Annotated in this window: 1 protein-coding gene; it reads right to left on the bottom strand. The window is 62.0% G+C overall.

The genetic code is table 11. The annotated features are described in order from the left end of the window. On the bottom strand, positions 1–274 hold a 274-nt coding region (locus tag AF337_RS06640; RefSeq protein ID WP_193393580.1), incomplete at both ends, for a type II secretion system F family protein.

The following is a 274-nucleotide window of genomic DNA, read 5'->3' as shown; positions in this document are numbered from 1 at the left end:
CGCCTTGGCTTCCATCGACAGCGCCGTAACCTTGGCCTTCATCTTCCTGCGATCACGCAGGACCTTGGAGAGGTTGCCGATCGCTTCCGAGAGATTGCCGCCCGCCTGCGACTGGATGGCGATGACGATGGCGAAGAAATTGACTTCTTGGAGCGGCATGTGGAGCGTCATGCGGGCGCAGGCGTCGGGGATGCTGAGGCCCACCTGCTGCGCCTCGATCACACGCCGGAATTCGCTTTTCACCGGGTCGGTGCCTTCAGTGGCGATAAGACGG

This window comes from Rhizobium ecuadorense, assembly GCF_001187535.1.
Taxonomy (GTDB): Bacteria; Pseudomonadota; Alphaproteobacteria; order Rhizobiales; family Rhizobiaceae; genus Rhizobium; species Rhizobium ecuadorense.
This window is presented reverse-complemented; position numbering and strand designations above follow the sequence as displayed.